Origin of the sequence: Jannaschia sp. S6380 (assembly GCF_023015695.1) — a bacterium.
Taxonomy (GTDB): Bacteria; Pseudomonadota; Alphaproteobacteria; order Rhodobacterales; family Rhodobacteraceae; genus Jannaschia.
Map to the genome: position 1 here is coordinate 921,100 of NZ_JALKAS010000001.1, position 15,524 is coordinate 936,623.

General features: G+C 66.9%; 17 protein-coding genes. 12 read left to right on the plus strand and 5 right to left on the minus strand.

Features of this window, described 5'->3' with window-relative positions; genetic code table 11:
- Positions 1-149 precede the first annotated feature (149 nt).
- Entirely contained in the window at positions 150-944 is a 795-nt protein-coding gene (locus MWU52_RS04765; protein ID WP_246949958.1) for a DNA repair protein, read from the plus strand.
- A 21-nt stretch (positions 945-965) separates the two neighbouring features.
- Here MWU52_RS04765 and MWU52_RS04770 read toward each other — a convergent pair whose 3' ends face one another.
- Positions 966-1,370, minus strand: coding sequence for a Rid family hydrolase (locus MWU52_RS04770; RefSeq protein WP_246949959.1), 405 nt, complete (start codon positions 1,368-1,370; stop codon positions 966-968).
- A gap of 83 nt (positions 1,371-1,453) precedes the next feature.
- On the opposite strand from MWU52_RS04770, the gene radA reads away from it, so the two are divergent.
- The 5 genes from radA to MWU52_RS04795 all read left to right on the plus strand — a co-directional run bounded on the left by radA (position 1,454) and on the right by MWU52_RS04795 (position 6,953).
- A complete protein-coding gene (gene radA / locus MWU52_RS04775; RefSeq protein ID WP_246949960.1) occupies positions 1,454-2,821 on the plus strand; it encodes a DNA repair protein RadA in 1,368 nt (455 codons plus the stop codon).
- 24 nt (positions 2,822-2,845) lie between these two features.
- Positions 2,846-3,442 (plus strand): CvpA family protein, encoded by a 597-nt coding sequence (locus MWU52_RS04780; RefSeq protein WP_246949961.1) that lies wholly within the window; start codon positions 2,846-2,848, stop codon positions 3,440-3,442.
- A 102-nt stretch (positions 3,443-3,544) separates the two neighbouring features.
- Positions 3,545-5,017 carry an amidophosphoribosyltransferase gene (gene purF, locus MWU52_RS04785; RefSeq protein WP_246949963.1) on the plus strand — a complete coding sequence of 491 codons (1,473 nt, stop codon included), beginning with the start codon at positions 3,545-3,547 and terminating at the stop codon, positions 5,015-5,017.
- A 228-nt stretch (positions 5,018-5,245) separates the two neighbouring features.
- A complete protein-coding gene (locus MWU52_RS04790; protein WP_246949965.1) occupies positions 5,246-6,430 on the plus strand; it encodes a protein-S-isoprenylcysteine O-methyltransferase in 1,185 nt (394 codons plus the stop codon).
- A 4-nt stretch (positions 6,431-6,434) separates the two neighbouring features.
- Entirely contained in the window at positions 6,435-6,953 is a 519-nt protein-coding gene (locus tag MWU52_RS04795; RefSeq protein WP_246949967.1) for a DUF1284 domain-containing protein, read from the plus strand.
- Positions 6,954-6,977: 24 nt separating this feature from the next.
- Here the strand turns inward: MWU52_RS04795 and MWU52_RS04800 are convergent, their stop codons facing one another.
- On the minus strand, positions 6,978-7,562 hold the full coding sequence (locus MWU52_RS04800; protein ID WP_246949969.1) for a biotin transporter BioY: 585 nt from the start codon (positions 7,560-7,562) through the stop codon (positions 6,978-6,980).
- Between the two features lie 101 nt (positions 7,563-7,663).
- On the opposite strand from MWU52_RS04800, the gene MWU52_RS04805 reads away from it, so the two are divergent.
- A complete protein-coding gene (locus tag MWU52_RS04805; RefSeq protein WP_246949970.1) occupies positions 7,664-8,326 on the plus strand; it encodes an SDR family oxidoreductase in 663 nt (220 codons plus the stop codon).
- Here MWU52_RS04805 and MWU52_RS04810 read toward each other — a convergent pair.
- Together MWU52_RS04810 and MWU52_RS04815 are read right to left on the minus strand one after the other, a co-directional pair.
- On the minus strand, positions 8,323-8,715 hold the full coding sequence (locus MWU52_RS04810; RefSeq protein ID WP_246949971.1) for a cell division protein ZapA: 393 nt from the start codon (positions 8,713-8,715) through the stop codon (positions 8,323-8,325). The genes MWU52_RS04805 and MWU52_RS04810 overlap by 4 nt on opposite strands.
- Positions 8,708-9,079, minus strand: coding sequence for a hypothetical protein (locus MWU52_RS04815; RefSeq protein ID WP_246949972.1), 372 nt, complete (start codon positions 9,077-9,079; stop codon positions 8,708-8,710). Before MWU52_RS04815 ends, MWU52_RS04810 begins: the two co-directional genes overlap by 8 nt.
- A 133-nt stretch (positions 9,080-9,212) precedes the next feature.
- Here MWU52_RS04815 and tkt point away from each other — a divergent pair, with 133 nt between their 5' ends.
- Together tkt and MWU52_RS04825 are read left to right on the plus strand one after the other, a co-directional pair.
- Positions 9,213-11,264, plus strand: coding sequence for a transketolase (gene tkt / locus MWU52_RS04820; RefSeq protein WP_246949973.1), 2,052 nt, complete (start codon positions 9,213-9,215; stop codon positions 11,262-11,264).
- Between the two features lie 140 nt (positions 11,265-11,404).
- Positions 11,405-12,040, plus strand: a complete 636-nt coding sequence (locus MWU52_RS04825; protein ID WP_246949974.1) for an NYN domain-containing protein — start codon at positions 11,405-11,407, stop codon at positions 12,038-12,040.
- On the opposite strand, the gene MWU52_RS04830 is transcribed toward MWU52_RS04825, so the two are convergent.
- Positions 12,037-12,993, minus strand: coding sequence for a DUF808 domain-containing protein (locus MWU52_RS04830; protein WP_246949975.1), 957 nt, complete (start codon positions 12,991-12,993; stop codon positions 12,037-12,039). The genes MWU52_RS04825 and MWU52_RS04830 overlap by 4 nt on opposite strands.
- Positions 12,994-13,190: 197 nt before the next feature.
- Between MWU52_RS04830 and gap (MWU52_RS04835) the strand changes: the two genes are divergently transcribed.
- From gap (MWU52_RS04835) to gap (MWU52_RS04845), 3 genes are all read left to right on the plus strand, one after another.
- Positions 13,191-14,189, plus strand: a complete 999-nt coding sequence (gap, locus tag MWU52_RS04835) for a type I glyceraldehyde-3-phosphate dehydrogenase (protein WP_246949977.1) — start codon at positions 13,191-13,193, stop codon at positions 14,187-14,189.
- Positions 14,190-14,239: 50 nt separating this feature from the next.
- Positions 14,240-14,383 carry a hypothetical protein gene (locus MWU52_RS04840; protein ID WP_246949979.1) on the plus strand — a complete coding sequence of 48 codons (144 nt, stop codon included), beginning with the start codon at positions 14,240-14,242 and terminating at the stop codon, positions 14,381-14,383.
- A gap of 115 nt (positions 14,384-14,498) precedes the next feature.
- Positions 14,499-15,497, plus strand: a complete 999-nt coding sequence (gene gap, locus MWU52_RS04845) for a type I glyceraldehyde-3-phosphate dehydrogenase (RefSeq protein ID WP_246949980.1) — start codon at positions 14,499-14,501, stop codon at positions 15,495-15,497.
- Positions 15,498-15,524 lie beyond the last annotated feature (27 nt).

Consider the following 15,524-nt stretch of genomic DNA (forward strand, 5'->3'; position numbering starts at 1 on the left):
ATTCTGCCAGGCACATCTGGCTGGAAACACAGGGTTCACCGGAACTTGTTCGGAATTGGCCGCGTTTCATAGGCGGATTTCTGCTATGTCTGGAACATGGCTGTCAGGAACCCAAGACCCGACCGCCACCGCCACACGAGGGTTCGGCCATGAATGATACCTCTCGAAACGTCGCCATCGCGACGAGCTTGCTGCAGCAGGTCTGCAGTTTCCTTCTCATCCTCGCGGCGCTCGCGCTGACGGCGCTGACGGCGGCGGCGGCGGCGGGCATGATGCCGTGGCCCGACATTCCGGTCGCGCTCGGCGGGGCCGAGGTGGCGCAGGCGGGCATGTTCACGCAGATCGGCCTGACGCTGATCCTTCTTATCCTGGTGGGCTTCCTGCCGGCGAATTCGCGCATGCGGCGGCTGGAGCTGACCAATCGCGATTTTCACCTGTCCATGGACGACGTCACACGCGCCTACGCTGCCGTCCATGCGGCCGACCGCCAGAGTACCTTCCAGCTGAGCCGCGAATTCGACGCGATGCGCGACCGGATCGAATGGATGCGCAATCACCCGGAACTGGCCGATATGGAACACGACGTGCTGCAGGTGGCGGCCCAGATGTCGGTCGAGAGCCGCGACCTCGCGGAGATCTATTCCGACGAGAAGGTCGACCGCGCCCGGTCTTTCCTGCGCCAGCGGCAGCAGGAGGTCGAGGATTACCGCCAGCGGATCAGCATGGCGCAGGCCACCGTCCAGGAGATCAAGCGCTGGATGCAGGCCGTCTCGGTCGAGGAGGGGCTGGCCGAAAAACAGCTCGAACGCCTGCAGAAGGACTTGGCCGAGGTGACGGATGCCCTGAAGCTGACGGGCCACGACCGCGCCCAAAACGTGGTCGGCATCGAGCGGCCGCGTCGCAAAGGTCGCGCTGGCGAGGCGGTGGCGACCCCGGCAGAATAGACGTCCCGAACGGGGTGAGCGTCATCTGTCGCGGTCGGCGATGATGGCGTCCACCTCGATCTCGATCAGCCATTCCGGGTTCACGAACCGTGTCACGGCCATGATCGTGTCCACCGGGCGCGCATCCAGGCAGAAGGCCTTGCGCGCCTCGATCGCCTCCTTCCATCGTTCGATATCCGTCAGGATCAGGCGGGTCCGGACCACGTCCTCCAGACCTGCCCCCGCGGTCGCCAACACCTCCTGCGCAATCTCGAAGCAGCGCCGCGCCTGCGCATGCAGATCGCCTGGCCCGACCGTGCGGCCCTGAGCGTCGACGGGGGCCGTGCCGCCGACGGCCACATGTCGACCCACGCGGACAGCCCGGCTGAAACCGACGACGGCCTCCATCGGATTTCCGTTGCTGACGAGTTGGCGGTCGTAGGTCATGGTGTGATCCTCCGGCCCGCTTCCTGGCACGGACCACGCGGCCGGGACTTGCCTTCGCCACGCCCATGGACCAAACCGCGAACATGGCTAAACCCGTTACCCAGTTCGCCTGCACCGATTGCGGCGCCGTCCACAAGAAATGGACCGGCCGCTGCGACGGTTGCGGCGCGTGGAACACCATTCAGGAAGAAGTCCCGCTGTCGCAGGGGCCGTCCAGGAAATCGCTCGGCACGATGAAGGGCAAGCGCATGGCGCTGACCGATCTCGCGACCGAGGAAACGCCCCCGCCGCGCACGCTCTCGGGCCTGGCCGAGTTGGATCGCGTGCTCGGGGGTGGCCTGGTGCCGGCCTCGGCCACCCTGGTGGGCGGCGATCCGGGCATCGGCAAGTCCACCCTGCTGCTGCAGGCGGCCGCGGCTTTCGCGAAGTCGGGCCATTCGGTGGTCTATGTCTCAGGCGAGGAGGCGACGGCGCAGGTGCGGATGCGCGCGCAGCGGCTGGGCTTGGGCGACAGTGCCGTCCGGCTGGCCGCCGAGACGAACCTGCGCGACGTCCTGACCACGCTCGAAGCCGAGAAGCCCGACCTCTGCATCATCGACTCGATCCAGACGATGTGGGTCGATACGGTCGACAGCGCCCCGGGATCGGTCAGCCAGGTTCGCGCCTCGGCGCATGAGTTGACGAGCTTCGCCAAACGGTTCGGGACCAGCGTGATCCTGGTCGGACACGTCACGAAGGAGGGGCAGATCGCGGGCCCCCGCGTGGTGGAGCACATGGTCGACACGGTCCTCTATTTCGAGGGCGAGCGCGGGCATCAGTTCCGCATCCTGCGCGCGGTCAAGAACCGGTTCGGCCCCGCCGACGAGATCGGCGTGTTCGAGATGACGGGGATGGGGCTGGCGGAGGTCGCGAACCCGTCGGCCCTGTTCCTCGGCGACCGGGACGCGCCCGCCCCCGGATCCGTCGTCTTCGCGGGGATCGAGGGCACGCGTCCGGTGCTGGTCGAGATCCAGGCCCTCGTCGCCCCGTCCCAACTCAGCCAGCCCCGGCGCGCGGTGGTCGGATGGGACGGCAGCCGCCTGTCGATGATCCTGGCCGTGCTGGAGGCGCGGACGGGGATCAGCTTTCAGGGGCTCGACGTCTATCTGAACGTGGCCGGCGGCATCCGCATCTCGGAACCTGCCGCCGATCTGGCGGTTGCCTGCGCGCTCCTGTCGGCGCGCGAGGACGCGGCGATCCCGCCTGAGACGGTCGTTTTCGGCGAGCTGTCGCTGTCGGGGGCGCTCCGCCCGGTGGCGCAGGCCGAAAATCGGTTGAAAGAGGCCGCCAAACTTGGTTTTACCGCCGCCATGGCCCCCAAGGGGTGCAAGACGGGGGATGCGGGCGAGATGGGCCTGCGTCTGCTGCCGGATCTCACCACCCTCGTGGGCGAGGTCTTCGGGGCAGGCTGACACCCCCGCTGGCGAGGGAAGAGCATGGACGGATTTACCATCGTCGACGGCGCGGTCGCGGCCGTTATCCTGATTTCCGCCATCCTTGCCTATTCGCGCGGTCTCGTCCGGGAACTGATGGCCATCGTCGGCTGGATCGCGGCGGCGATCCTGGCCTTCACCTTCGCTGGCGCGGTCGAACCGCTGGTCAAGGAAATCCCGTATGTCGGCAACATCCTGGGCGACAGCTGCGAACTGGCTGTGATCGCGGCCTTTGCCGTGGTCTTCGCACTGGCCCTCGTCCTCATCAGCTTCTTCACGCCGCTTCTGTCGGGCGCGATCCGGGACTCGGTCCTCGGCCCGATCGATCAGGGGCTGGGCTTCCTGTTCGGCGTGTTGCGGGGCATACTGCTGGTCGCGGTGGCCTTCATCGTCTACGACCGGGTCAGCGTCGGCAACGATGTGCCCGCCGTCGACGAGAGCCGGTCGGCCGTGATTTTCGCCCGCGTTCGTGCCAATATCGAGGCGCAGATCCCCGAAGACGCGCCCGGCTGGATCCTGACCCGGTACGAGACGCTGGTGGGCGATTGCGGCGCGCCGGTCGAGGCGGACGGCCCGTCGCTCCCCCAGATCACCGAGTGACGCCGCGCCGGCGGTCATCACCTTGCGTGACAGATGGGTGACAGGCCCCGCGCGGCACCCTATGTCTGCGCCGAACGCCCGATCCCCGCAGGAGTCGCCCCGATGACCGATTGGCGCAGCACCCCGTTCGATCCCCTCTCCGACGGCGACAAGCTGAAGGAGGAATGCGGGGTCTTCGGTGTCATCGGCGTCTCGTCGGCCGCGAATTTCACCGCGCTGGGCCTGCACGCCCTCCAACATCGCGGCCAGGAGGCGGGCGGCATCGTCGTCCACGACCCCGACCACGGTTTCAATTCGGCCCGGCGCTTCGGCTACGTGCGCGACAGCTTCACCAGCCAGGACGTGATGGACACCCTACCCGGCCCCATCGGCATCGGGCATGTGCGGTATTCCACTTCCGGTTCCAAGGGGAACACGGCCATTCGCGACGTGCAGCCCTTCTTCGGCGAGTTCGCCATGGGCGGCGCGGCGATCGCGCATAACGGCAACATCACCAATGCCGACGCGCTGCGGAAGGAGTTGATCGAACGCGGCTCGATCTTCCAGTCGTCCAGCGATTCCGAGTGCATCATCCACCTGATGGCGCGGTCGCTGCAGCGCAACATTCCCGAACGGATGAAGGACGCCCTGCGTCGGGTCGAGGGTGCATTCAGCATCGTCGCCATGACGCGGACCAAGCTGATCGGCGTGCGCGATCCGCTTGGCGTGAGACCGCTGGTGCTGGGACGCGTGGGCGACGGCTGGTGCCTGGCCTCCGAGACCTGCGCGCTCGACATCATAGGGGCCGAGTTCCTGCGCGAGGTGGAGCCGGGCGAGATGGTCGTCATCACCGATGACAAGATCACCTCCCACCGACCGTTCGAGCCGCGCAAGTCCAGGTTCTGCATCTTCGAGCATGTCTATTTCAGCCGCCCCGACAGCATCCTGGGCGGTCAGTCCGTCTATTCCACGCGCGAGGCGATCGGGCGCGAGCTGGCCAAGGAAACGGCCGTCGAGGCCGACCTGGTCTGCCCCGTGCCCGACTCCGGCACGCCGGCGGCCATCGGCTATAGCCTCGGATCGGGCATTCCCTATGCGATGGGGATCATCCGCAACCAGTACATGGGCCGGACCTTCATCGAACCCAGCGAGTCGATCCGCAATATGGGCGTGCGGCTGAAGCTGAACGTGAACCGCGCGCTGGTGCGCGGCAAGCGGATTATCCTGGTCGACGATAGCGTGGTGCGTGGCACGACCAGTCGCAAGATCAAGGAGATGATCCTCGATGCCGGCGCGGCCGAGGTGCATTTCCGCATCGCCTCGCCGCCCACGGCCTGGCCCTGCTTCTACGGGGTCGACACGCCGCAGCGCGAGAAGCTTCTGGCCGCCACGATGACCGAGGAGGAGATGCGCCGCCATCTGGGTGTCGACTCGCTGCGGTTCATCTCGCTCGACGGGCTCTATCGTGCGGTGGGCGAAACGGGTGGCCGTGACCCGGACGCGCCGCAATATTGCGATGCCTGCTTCTCGGGCGATTATCCCGTGGAACCGGCCGACCAGCTGGAGCGCGGATTTCAATTGAAGGCCGCCGAATAGCGCCACCTCGGCCCGGTCTTTCCCTTTGCGGGCCATGATTTGGACAGGAAGCCCTGCGCAATCTCGCCCGAATGGCAGGATAGGCGGAGCTTGGGAAACACGGCCGACCGCCCTAGACATGAGGCGCGACGCATGACCCAACCTCCACGATCCGCAGTTGGTAACGGCACCGGCATCGCCGGTTCGATCGCGATCGCATCGTTGATCGCATGGGCGATGCGGACGGACATGCCCATCGCCATGGCCGCACTTGTGATCACCTTCGGCGGTGCGCTGGTGATGATCCTTTGGGACGTGCTGGTCGAAAAGGTCCATCTGCGCCCGTCGACGGGCATGGACTATTCCGCGCCCCGCGACACGCGCGAGATCCTTCCGATCGTGGGGGTCAAGGTACTCGGCCTGTATGCGACGCTGGGTCTGATCGCCCTGATCTACATGATCGTGCCGGTCTATTCCGACGAGAAGTTCGATCTGTACTTCCTGCTGTCCCGCTTCGTGATGCCGATGTTCCTGGCCCTGGCACCGCTCTACATCTTCCTCGTCACCCGCTACATGGTCGAGCCGCGCGACAAGCTCTGGCATTTCGGGCGCCTCCTCACGGGCGGACGGGCGGAGGTCGATCCGGCGCAAGTCAAGGACCACGCGCTTGGCTGGGCGATCAAGGGGTTCTTCCTCGCCTTTCTGGGCAGCATCGTGGTGCCGGTCTTCGGGATCGTCCTGATCCAGGACATCGAATCCGTAACCGAAGGGCTCGGGCCGTTTTTCCTCTTCGTCCTCAAGTTCATCCTGCTCTTCGACGTGGCGGTCGGGGGCCTGGGCTACCTGATGACGTTCCGCCCGCTCGACAGCCACATCCGTTCGGCCAATCCGCATCTTTCGGCCTGGGTGGTCGCGCTGATCTGCTACCCTCCGTTCGTCCTGATGGGAAAGGACGGCCCGCTGAACTACCACGAACACACGCTCAACTGGAGCGCCTGGCTGGAGGGCATGCCCACCCTCCTGGTCGTCTGGGGGCTGGCGCTGGCGGCGCTCACGTTCCTCTATTCCTGGGCCACGGTGATCTTCGGCATCCGCTTCTCGAACCTGACCCATCGCGGCATCGTCACGACTGGGCCCTACCGCTACTTCAAGCACCCCGCCTACCTCGCCAAGAACTCGTTCTGGTGGCTGATGGTCATGCCGTTCCTGACCACGGCCGACGATCCGATGATCGCGCTGCGCAACTGCATCCTGCTGGCGGCGGTGAACGCGGTCTACTACGCCCGGGCCCGGACGGAGGAGCTGCACCTGATGGCCGATCCGAATTATCGTGCCTATTCCGAATGGATCGCCGAGCACGGGCTGCTGCCGCGACTGCGCCGTCGCCTGACGGGTCGGGGCCCCAGGGACGACGTGCAGATCCCGGCGGAATAGGGTCGTGGACGACGCCGACCGGACAGCCCTGCCCGCATCACGTCTTGCCGATCAGGGCGGGTTGGGGCAGGTCGGGACGGCGATGACCCTACGCCTCCGCCGCCACCACATCCTGTGCTCCATCGGATTCGAAGGGGTGGGATACAGCGACGCCTTCACGGCGAACATGGGCCACATCGTCCACGGTCAGTTGCGCGCCGCGGATGGCGAGGCGGTCTCGATCCGCATCACCGACACCGCCGACTCGATCTGCGCGCCCTGCCCCAAGCGCCGCGGCCTGGGATGCGAGGGGCAGGACCTGATCGACCGGCTGGACGCCGCGCATGGGGCCGCACTGGACGTTCGGCCCGGGGATCGGCTGACCTGGGGCGCGTGCCTGGACCGCGTGCGGGCCCGCATCGTTCCCGGCGACCTCGACCGGATCTGCGAAGGGTGCAGCTGGCTCGAAGGCGGGATGTGCAAGCGTGCCGTTGCCAAGCTCCTCGCCGGAAGGAAGAAGGCCGCCCCCGAAGGGACGGCCTGACTTGCACGCCATGGCGCCGACCCTTTAGCCGCGCGAAGCCAGCAGACGGGCCCCGCCCCGCACGACCAGCGCGGCGAGGACGGCCTTGACCGCATCGCCGAGCAGGAACGGCAGCATGAAGGCCGACAGGACCGCGCCGAAGGACAGACCGGCCCACCCGGCCTCGATCCCCGCGGCTTGCGCAAGGCCGAGCGGCCAGGCCAGACCCGGCAGATAGAGTGCGGCCGACAGCGCCAGCGTCACAAGCGACAGACGCAGCGGGCCCGTCACCCCGCGATCGGTGGCGAGGCCGGCGAGGAACGCCATGGCGACGAACCCCAGCAGGAACCCCGCGGTCGGCCCGGCGAAGGCCGCGCCATTGGCGAAATTGGCGAGGACGGGCGCGCCCAGCATGGCCTGTCCCAGCCAAGTCAGAACGGTCAGCGCACCCAGGCGCGCGCCGTAGGCCAGGCCGATCGACAGGACGGCGAAGGTCTGCAGCGTCATCGGCACCGGGTAGAACGGCACGGTGATCTGGCTGGCGAGTGCGAGGATCGCGGTGCCGGCCAGCACCAGCGCCACCTGCTTGGGCAACGTCATGCGGCCGAATGCCATCGTGGTGAGCGTCATTTCGTGTTCCTTCGGAATGCCTGCGTCTGGGCCACCTTTTCCGCCGACGTCCCGGGGCTGTCAATCTTGATCCCGCCGCGGCACCGTGCCAACGGGGCGCCATGACGCAATTTCCCGAACTCGCCCTGGTCACCGGCGCCGCACGCGGACTGGGCGCCGCCATCGCCGAACATCTGGCCGCAAAAGGCTGCCACGTCGTCGCCGTCGCCCGAACCCAGGGCGCGTTGGAGGAACTGGACGACAGGATCCAGACCGCCGGCGGACAGGCGACGCTCGCCCCGATGGACGTGACCGATGCGGGCGCGATGCAGCATCTGTGCCGGGGGATCCACGACCGTTGGGGCGCGCTGCCGCTCTGGGTGCATACGGCCGTGCATGCACCGCCGCTGTCGCCGATGCCCATGGTCGACGAGAAAGACATGGCGAAGTCGGTGGACCTGAACGTCACCGCGCTCGCCCGTCTGATCGGATATGTCGGACCGCTTCTGCAGGCCGCGGGCGGCGGGCGGGCCGTGTTCTTCGACGACGACCGGCCGGCCAAGTTCGCCGGGGCCTACCTGGCGACGAAGGCAGCCCAGCGCGCGATGATCCGGTCGTGGCAGGCCGAGTCGACGACAGAGCGCGCGCCAAAGGTGGACCTGCTGACGCCGCGGCCGATGCCGACCGCCTTGCGCGCGCGCTTCCATCCCGGCGAGGATCGCGCCGCGTTGGCCGACATTCACCAGGAAGCGCGCCGGCTGATGGCCGAGATAGGGCTGGGCTAGCCGGTTTCGGCCAGGCCCCGCGCCTTGGCCGCGACCTCCTCGGCGCGGGCCGCCAGCGCGTCGATCCGGTCGAGCGCGGCCTGCGGCACCGCCTCGCGGATCTCGGGATCCGGTTTTGGATGGGCCTGCATCTCGTCGAGCAGCTGTGTCTGCTGGGCCAGCCGACGGTCCAGGGCGCGCAGTTCCTCCTCGGCCGAGATCGACTTGTCGGCCAACATCAGCCCGGCCATCAGCAGCATCCGGTCCTGCGTCAGCCGCGTGCCCGAGGCGGTCAGGACTTTCGCCTCCCGGTTCAGCAGTTCGGCCGCGGCGCTCAGGTATCCTTCCTCGCCGTCCTGGCAGGCAACGGTGAAGGATCGGCCCCCGATCTCGATGGTCATGTCAGGCATCGGTCGTCTCCAGGATGGGTTCCAGTTCGGCCAGCAGGGATTTCATCTCGGCCAGGTCCTGTGTGCGGGCGGCACGCAGCTCGGCGATCTCGGCCTGCAGCGCGGCGACGTCGGGGGCGTCGGCCTCCGCCGCCCGGTCGCTCTCGGCGCGCGCGACGGCATCGTCGAGGGCCTCCTCGCGGTCGCGGGCCTGCTGCTCCAGCGTGGCGATGGTCTGGCGCGCCTCCTGCAGTTCCGCCTCGGCGGCCTTCAGGTCGGCGCCGGCATCCGGGGCGGCCTGCACCGCGTCCAGCGCCTCCGACGCCGCGCCCAGCGCCGCCTCGAGCCGCGCGATCCGGGCGTCGAGTTCCGCTTGATCCGCCATATCCGCTCCGTTCCTTGCCGTTTCGTGCACAAGGGACCGCAATTGACCGCCGGTGTCAAAGCCCCCGCCGCATCGTCTTGCACGTTGGCCGGAGCCTGCTAGGACGGACGCGACAGCGACGGAGTGACATGACATGAGCGACCAGACCCCCGACCGGACCGATGCCGGCGTCGATCTCGATGCCCTCCGCGCCACCCACCCCGAGCATTGGCGCCGCGCCGCCGCCATCCGCACGCTGACCCTCGACGCCGTGGCCGCCGCGAAGTCGGGCCATACCGGGATGCCGCTCGGCATGGCCGACGTGGCGACCGTGCTGTGGGAAAAGCACCTGAAGTTCGACGCGAGCCGACCCGACTGGCCCGACCGCGACCGGTTCATCCTGTCGACGGGGCACGGCTCCATGTTGCTCTATTCGCTGCTGCACCTGACCGGATACCCCGAGATGACGCTGCAACAGCTGCGCGATTTCCGTCAGCTGGGCGGGATCACGGCCGGTCACCCGGAATACGGCCACGCGCCGGGGATCGAGATGACGACCGGGCCGCTGGGCCAGGGCATCGCCTCCTCGGTCGGCTTCGCCATCGCCGAGGAGATCCTGCGCGCCCGTTACGGCCGCAAGATCGTCGACCATCACACCTGGGTCATCGCCGGTGACGGCTGTCTAATGGAGGGGGTCAGCCAGGAAGCGATCACCCTTGCCGGCAAGCTGGAACTGTCCAAGCTGATCGTGCTGTTCGACGACAACGGCATCACCATCGACGGCAAGGTTTCGTTGTCGGACATCACCGACCAGCGGCAGCGCTTCAAATCGGCCGGCTGGGACGTGATCGAGATCGACGGACACGACCCCGTGGCGATCGACGCCGCGCTGACCCAGGCCAAGAAGGGCAAGAAGCCGACCATGGTGGCATGCCGCACGCATATCGCGCTCGGCTCCTCGGCACAGGACACGGCCAAGGGGCACGGCGCGTTGACCGATCCGGACGTGGTCGCGGCGACCAAGCGCGCCTACGGCTGGGACCAGGCGCCGTTCGAGATCCCGTCCGACCTCAAGACCGATTGGGAGTCGATCGGTGCCCGCGGCGCCAAGGACCGCGCCGAATGGGAGGTGCGGATGGCGGAACTCGGCGCGGGAAAGCGCGGTGAGTTCGAGCGTGCCTTGAAGGGCGAGCCGCCGCGCAAGCTGTCCGCGACGATCAAGGCATTGAAGCGCCAGATGGCCGAAAGCCAGCCCTCGGTCGCGACGCGCAAGTCGTCCGAGAAGGTGCTGGAGGTCGTGAATCCCATCATGGCCGAGACGGTGGGCGGATCGGCGGACCTGACAGGCTCGAACAACACGCTGACCGAGGGGTTGGGCATCTTCGACGCGGAGAACCGCGCGGGACGCTACATCTATTACGGCATCCGCGAGCACGGAATGGCCGCCTGCCTGAACGGCATGGCGCTGCACGGGGGCATCCGACCCTATGGCGGGACGTTCTTCTGCTTCACCGATTACGCGCGGCCGGCGATGCGGCTCTCGGCGTTGATGGGTTTGCCGGTCACCTATGTGATGACGCATGACAGCATCGGTCTGGGCGAGGACGGGCCCACGCACCAGCCGGTCGAACATCTGGCGATGTGCCGGGCCACCCCGAACACCCATGTCTTCCGCCCCTGCGACACCGTCGAGACAGCCGAGGCGTGGGAATTGGCGCTGACCTCGACCCGGACGCCATCGATCCTGTCGCTGACGCGGCAGAACCTTTCGACGCTGCGCAAGGATTACACCAACAAGAACATGGTGGCGCAAGGCGCCTACGTCCTGGCGGAGGCCGAGACCAAGCGCATGGTCATCCTGATCGCCACCGGGTCGGAGGTGGAGATCGCGATGAAGGCCCGCGACCTGTTGCAGGCCGACGGGATCGGCACGCGCGTCGTGTCCATGCCCTGTTGGGAGCTGTTCGAGCGTCAGGACGAGAAGTACCGCAAGAAGGTCCTGCCCGCCGGTCCCGTCCGCGTCGCCGTCGAGGCGGGCGCGCGCATGGGCTGGGATCGCTGGTTGACGGGCGAGCGGGGCAAGCGCGACAAGGGTGCCTTCGTCGGGATGGAGGGCTTCGGCGCCTCGGCCCCCTATGAGGAACTGTACGAGCATTTCGGGATCACACCCGATGCGGTGGCGAAGGCGGCGCGGGACCTGCTGTAGCGCCTGTTCGGGCAAGACCGTTTTTGCAGGCGGGTCGTGAAATGCGGCGCGCCTTTCGCGTCCACGGTCCGATTGTCGCCCAGATCGATTTCTATCCTCATTACATGAACGCGACCCTCGGACCCATCGCCCTGCCCCGAATGGCCGTCCTCGTGGAAGGCGAGAACCTGGGGAACGGTCACGCGCCCGTCGTGCGCGCTATCGCGAAACGACATGGCCGCCCCGACACACAGCGGGTCTATGGCAACATGGAACTGCTAAAGGGCTGGTCCGTCGAGCCCGGATTTCGAACGGTCCACTCCAAAACGGGCAAGAACTCGGCCGATATGATGCTTTGCCTCGACGCGATGGAGATGGCGCTGTCGGGCAAGTATCCGTCGATCATGATCGTCAGTTCGGACAGCGATTTTGAGCATCTGGCGCAAAGGCTCCGGGATTATGGCCTCCACGTGATCGGATTGGGCGAAGCGAAGGCCCCCGAGGGTTTCCAGATTGCGTGTTCGGAGTTCGAGACCCTGCCGCCTCGTGTGAAGCACGGCAGGGACGCATTGATAGATAGAGTGCGAAGGGTAGTGACCGACCTTTCCGGACCGAAGGAGGGGGCCAAGGTCACGGACGTGTCGGCCACGATGAACCAGCGCCATGACTTCAAGATCTCGAGCACGGAGGCGAGGAACTGGCATAGCTTCTTCCGCCACCATTCGGATCATTTTGACATCGACCCGCGCGGCACGGACGCGCGTGTTCGCCTGAAGCAGGCGGCATGCGACCGCTAATGCGCGGCCGCGTCCTTCTTGCCGGGCAGCAGCCCGACCAGCGGGATCAGGAGCAGCCCGATCGCCAGGCCAACGATCCCGTCCAGCACCGCCGTGACCAGCCATTCCACGAAGCCATGCGCGACCTGCACGGCGTCCGCCGTGGCGACGGCCACACCGTGGATGAAATCGTAGGGGCCGTGCCAGACGATCTCGCCCACGGCGTGGACGACGATATTGCCGCCGACCCAGATCATGGCCGCCGTGCCGATGATCGTCAGCACCTTGAGGAAGGTCGGCATGCCCCGCACGACGGCGCGGCCGATGGAACGGGTCGCTTCCAGCCGGGCGTTCTCGGCCAGGGCGAGGCCCACGTCGTCCGCCTTCACGATCAGGGCGACCGAGCCGTAGACGATCACGGTAATGACCGTCGCCGCGAGGCCGAGCACCGCCGCCTCGAACCAGATCGGAGAGCCGGGATCGATGGCGGCGAGGATGATGGTCATGATCTCGGCCGAGAGGATGAAGTCGGTCTTGATCGCGCCCTTGACGCGCTGCTCTTCCAGATGGGTGGCATCAAGCGTGGTCGTGGCCGGGTCGATATGGCTGAGGTCGTCATGCGGGACGAGCCAGTGATAAACCTTCTCCGCCCCCTCGAAGCAGAGATACAGCCCGCCCAGCAGAAGGAAGTAAGGGATCAGCCAGGGCGCGAACACCGATAGCAGCATCGCGATCGGCAACAGGATCACCAGCTTGTTGAAGATGCTGGCCCGCGCGATCTTCCAGACGATGGGCAATTCCCGTGCGGCCTGGAAACCGTGGACGTATTTGGGCGTGACGGCCGCGTCGTCGATCACCGCCCCCGCCGCCTTGGCGCCCGCCTTGGCCGCCTGCCCCGCGATGTCGTCGATCGAGGCCGAAGCGACCTTGGCGATGGCCGCCACGTCGTCGAGAAGTGCCAGAAGTCCGCTCATGCCGTCCGAATCCCAGTTTCAGTGCAGGACCACGATCTAGCCCGCGGCAGGCGGGGTCAACGCATCCGCGCGGCCCGGCGACCGGCATCCGTTAGCGCAACCGGTCGGGTTTATCGCTAACGCACGGAGCTTACGGGCCTTTTGCCCGTTGCCCATGCCGTTCCCGCCCCCTACGGCAGGAGAAAATGGGGGGGACCATGACGACCACCATCGGGATCAACGGCTTCGGCCGGATCGGACGCTGCACGCTGGCCCATATCGCCAGTGCCGGACGCAACGATGTCAGCGTGGTCCGCATCAACGCGACCGGGCCCATCGAAACGAATGCCCACCTGCTGCGCTACGACAGCGTGCATGGCCGCTTTCCGGGGCAGGTCCGTGTCGAACGCGACACGCTGGACCTGGGACACGGCCCGATCGAGGTCGCGTCGAGCTATGATCCGAAGACGCTGGACTGGTCCGGGGTCGATGTCGTGTTGGAATGCACGGGCCGGTTCAACGACCGCGATGCGGCCGCCGTCCACCTGACGCGGGGGGCCAAACGCGTGCTGGTCTCGGCACCTGCGAAACGCGCGGACTACACCGTCGTCTATGGCGTGAACCACCGCGGACTGCGTGGCGACCACCTGGTTGCGTCGAACGCGTCCTGCACGACGAACTGCCTCGCGCCATTGGCGAAGGTGCTGAACGATGCGATCGGGATCGAGAGCGGTGTGATGACGACGATCCATTCCTACACCGGCGACCAGCCGACGCTGGATCGACGGCATGACGACCTGTATCGCGCGCGGGCGGCCGCGATGGCGATGATCCCCACATCGACCGGCGCGGCCGAGGCCATCGGCGCCGTCGTGCCCGAACTGGCCGGCAAGCTTGCGGGAACGGCGCTGCGCGTGCCGACGCCGAACGTGTCGGCGGTTGACCTGACGTTCCAGGCATCGCGCGACATCTGCGCGGCCGACGTCAACGCCGTGGTGGCCGAGGCGGCGGCCGGGCATATGGGGGCCGTTCTGGCCTATGACCCCGAACCCAAGGTGTCGGTCGATTTCAACCACACCACCCATTCCTGCGTTTTCGCCCCCGACCAGACCAAGGTCGTCGGCCGGACCGTGCGGGTTCTGGCGTGGTATGACAACGAATGGGCGTTCTCCTGCCGCATGGCGGATGTGGCGGCGCATATGGGGCGGCTGATCTGACGGGCGGGGGCGGTTGCATCCGGCCCCGTCCACCCGCTAGCTGCGGCGCGATGCCGAACCTCGCGACTTTCCTGCCGGCGCTGTGCCTGATCGCCCTCGTCGCGGGCGACGTGCTGCTTTACGACGCGGCGCTGCTGACGTTCCTGGGGCGGCAACTGATCACGTTGACGGAGTATCTGGCCTTCTGGCGCTGAGACACCGTGCCGGCCCGCCGGTTGCGCCGCGACGTCCGCGCGTGCTAGCGCCGGAACCGTTAGCGATAACGACCCGTTGCCGCGAAATGTCACGTCACGTCCCCGGAGGATTTCCATGGTCAAGGTTGCAATCAACGGTTTCGGCCGCATCGGACGGAATGTCCTGCGGGGTATCGTGGAATCGGGTCGCGACGATATCGAGGTCGTGGCCATCAACGACCTGGGTCCGGTCGAGACCAACGCACATCTTCTGCAATACGACAGCGTCCATGGCCGTTTCCCGGTGGAGGTCACGACAGGCGACGACTGGATCGACGTAGGCCGCGGACGGATGCGCGTGACGGCCATGCGCAACCCTGCCGACCTGCCTTGGTCGGACGTGGATATCGTGATGGAATGCACCGGCATCTTCACCTCCAAGGAAAAGTGCCAGGCGCATCTGGAGAACGGCTCCTCCCGGGTCCTGATCTCAGCACCGGGCAGCGATGCCGACAAGACCATCGTCTATGGCGTGAACCACGACAGCCTGACGGCCGACGACGTCATCGTATCGAATGCCTCCTGCACGACGAACTGTCTGGCTCCGGTAGCGCATGTGCTGGACGACGCCATCGGGATCGAACGCGGGTTCATGACCACGATCCATTCCTATACCGGCGACCAGCCGACGCTGGATACGATGCACAAGGATCTATACCGGGCGCGCGCCGCGGCGCTCAGCATGATCCCGACCTCGACCGGGGCGGCCAAGGCCGTGGGGCTGGTCCTGCCGGGCCTGAACGGCAAGCTGGATGGCGTGGCGATCCGGGTGCCGACGCCCAACGTCTCGGTCGTCGACCTGACCTTCACCGCCGCGCGCGACACCACCCCCGAGGAGATCAACGACGCGATCCGCACCGCGGCCAACGGCAAGCTGAAGGGGGTGCTGGGGTTCACCGACAAGAAGCTCGTCAGTTCCGACTTCAACCACGACCCGCACAGCAGCATCTTCGCCACCGATCAGACCAAGGTCATGGACGGCCGGATGTGCCGCATCCTGTCGTGGTACGACAACGAATGGGGCTTCTCGAACCGGATGGCCGACACGGCCGTCGTCATGGGCAAGCTGATCTGATCACGCAAGGAACGGGGTGACGGCGGG